The sequence below is a fragment of the Microcystis sp. M49636_WE2 genome (assembly GCF_030065375.1).
GTDB lineage: Bacteria > Cyanobacteriota > Cyanobacteriia > Cyanobacteriales > Microcystaceae > Microcystis > Microcystis aeruginosa_C.
This window is the reverse complement of record NZ_JASJFG010000775.1, coordinates 1-2,622: the sequence shown is the minus strand read 5'-3', so window position 1 is coordinate 2,622 and position 2,622 is coordinate 1. Positions and strand designations below refer to the sequence as shown.

The 2,622-nt window shown below is 41.0% G+C and carries 3 protein-coding genes, 1 tRNA gene and 1 pseudogene; 2 read left to right on the top strand and 3 right to left on the bottom strand.

The annotated features are described in order from the left end of the window. The first annotated feature begins 1 nt into the window (after position 1). On the top strand, positions 2-190 hold the full coding sequence (locus tag PX484_RS17835) for a hypothetical protein (RefSeq protein ID WP_288104970.1): 189 nt from the start codon (positions 2-4) through the stop codon (positions 188-190). Positions 191-266: 76 nt separating this feature from the next. On the opposite strand, the gene PX484_RS17830 is transcribed toward PX484_RS17835, so the two are convergent. The 3 genes from PX484_RS17830 to PX484_RS17820 all read right to left on the bottom strand — a co-directional run bounded on the left by PX484_RS17830 (position 267) and on the right by PX484_RS17820 (position 2,457). After that, on the bottom strand, positions 267-1,691 hold the full coding sequence (locus PX484_RS17830; RefSeq protein WP_287765521.1) for an AAA-like domain-containing protein: 1,425 nt from the start codon (positions 1,689-1,691) through the stop codon (positions 267-269). Positions 1,692-1,880: 189 nt separating this feature from the next. Then, positions 1,881-2,228, bottom strand: a complete 348-nt coding sequence (locus PX484_RS17825) for a YkgJ family cysteine cluster protein (RefSeq protein WP_002800396.1) — start codon at positions 2,226-2,228, stop codon at positions 1,881-1,883. 157 nt (positions 2,229-2,385) lie between these two features. Continuing rightward, positions 2,386-2,457 (bottom strand) — tRNA-Val (locus tag PX484_RS17820). Positions 2,458-2,538: 81 nt separating this feature from the next. Between PX484_RS17820 and PX484_RS25845 the strand changes: the two are divergent. Beyond that, positions 2,539-2,622, top strand: a pseudogene (locus PX484_RS25845) (metal-binding protein); the annotation flags it as partial.

Sequence of the window (2,622 nt, the reverse complement as noted above, 5' to 3'; positions counted from 1 at the left end):
CATCAAGATGGTTGAGTCTCTGCCTGATGAGCTTCAAGAGCAGTTAGTAGAGTATGTTCGAGCTTATATTGCAGAAATTGAAGAAGAAAAACGATGGGATCAGTCGTTTAAACAGACGAAGAATAATCTAGTCGCAGCAGCCCAAAAAGCCAAAGAAGAGATTGCAGCAGGATTGTCCGCACCGAGTTGATTTTCCTTGAGGATGTTTATGGTGATAACTTTAGCACTCCTAGCCTGTGTTAGCCGAGCGCCTAACGGACTATAAATTACATAGCATAGCGACTTTTTTCGGAAGTATCAAAGCGAGCAAGCGTAATTTTTTTGGCGAGGATAGAAGTTTTTCGAGGCAAAAAAACAGAACGTTGCCGGAAATATTCGCCAAAATATTGACGGTAGAGAGGACAACTGACTCGGCAAAACTTACCTTGTCGGTGAATTAGTCCGAGACTTTCTAGGTGAAAAGCTGCCATTAAATCAATTTCTATGTCTTTTTCCGCCATCACCACCTTAGCAAAGATAGCCGCTAAATTGCCCTTTAAGTATTGCAGATGCCAAAGTAAACGTTTAAGATGGCCTGCAAAAATATTATTTTCCTCGCCGATAGAAGTAGCCAAAATGCTTTCTAGGCTACAATTACCCCGAGCAAGATGATAGCAAGCAAGACGAATTAAATAGGGATTACCCCCTAGAAATATCCGTAATTTTTCGCAGTCAAAATTCTGATCTAATCCCTGTCTTTGACTTAATTCTCGTACTTGTGCGCTGGTAAAATTAGGCAATTCGATCGGTAAACCAAGACTAAAAGGAGATTGATAGATATCTGAGGTTTTATCAAGCTCCTGTGCAGGGGAATAGGCAACAATTAAACGTAATTTTTGCCAGAGAGGTTTGTTTTTGCCTTCCTCGTGCCAGAGGTGCAGAATACTAAAAAATTCTTCCCTTAGCTGTGGATAGGATAAAAGATATTCAAGATCATCAAAGGCAAGCACTAAAGGGCGATCGAGATGGGAGAGAATATGCTTTTCTAGATAGATTTTACAGTTAATTTTACCCCCCAGGAAGTCATCCCAATCCTGTGGGAGATGATTATCTAAATCTAACTGGCGACTAATACTAACACAAAGCCAACGCAGCCAGTGATTTAAATCTTGAAAAATTGAGCTTTCTGCTAACCGAAAACTGAAATAAAGTGTATGGTATTGCTGTTGTTGAGCATAATTAATAATTCTGGCCATCAGGGAGGTTTTTCCCATTTTTCTGGGTGCGTTAATCCGGATAAGACTCCCCCCGCGCAATATCTCTTGATAACAAGTCTGTTCTAGATTATTTCTGTTGATATACAAGGGGGAATCGAGGGGGACTTGTCCCTCTGGTAATTCAGCCAATAGTTGAGGATTAATACTATTAGTTTCTGGTAGGTTAGGACGATAATAATCGCTATTTTCTAAAGTTAAATTAAAGGCTTGAAAACAATGTTTCAAGGTTTTTTTATCCACTCCCGATTCACAAGCGAATACCTTCATCAGAGTATCTACCCCTAAAAGAGTTTTCTCGCTGAGGACTTCTAGGGTGAAGCGATGACCGCAATTATCCCGATATTCCGCTTCTTGTTTAGCAGTAAGTAATTTTTCTAGTCCCGTGGTGGTGAGGATAACCCCGCGTCTGCGGTGCTGTTTTTCCGGTTTTTCCATGATATTTTTTCCCTGTCCTGAACCCAAACTCTGCACCTCTAGAGGTTTTGAGTTTCCTATAGACTTCTCCTCAACAGGGAAACAATCAATTCCGTAATTTTACTGGTTTAGCCATCAAAAAGCTAGGAAAAATAACCAGACCACTTATTTTCTTCCCCGTCCGAGTTATTTCTGGGATGGGGGTAAATCTTAGCCTACTTGCTGACGATAGCTATTCATTTCTAGGCTATCTTCCCCATAAAGATCCTCAATGTGTTCATGACAACAATCGATCGCAAATTGCTCAAATTCTCCCGGTTCAATTTGATACATTTTGGCAAAAATATCGGGTTGAACACGACAAAATTCTGGTCTCTGGTCATAAATGGTACAGAGACGGGTTTGGCGATCAAAGTGTATACACCAACCTTCTTCCCCCACCATGCTGAGATATTGACTTAATTGTGCGGGAGTCAGATATTCTTCTAAGTCAGGACGCTCGTCGGGATTTAGTTGACAACAAGCTCCACAATTTTTAATACATTTCCAATTGGCCATATAACCGCTGTGCTGCGATGAATTAATCCTAGTACCTACTGACTAGCTTACTAGCAAATAGTCCCAATTTTGCCTTCCAGCAACAATTCCCCTCAATAGTTTTAATCTCAACCTGCGATCAAGAGTGAAAGCTTGACGAGGCAAGAATCTAATAAAATGGGCGTTGTAAGGGTCGAACTTACGGCATCCTGCTTGTAAGGCAGGCGCTCTACCACTGAGCTAAACGCCCGAATCAATTTCGCACTTTCTCAGCATAACATATATTTTCAAAAAAGTATATTATTTTTTTGAGCGAGTTAATTTTTTTCCGATGCCCTCTGGTCGAACTCACGATCGCATTACCCTAATTTTGCTGCCACCGATTGCGGGGGCGAGTTTTTTGGTCAGTGGCAGT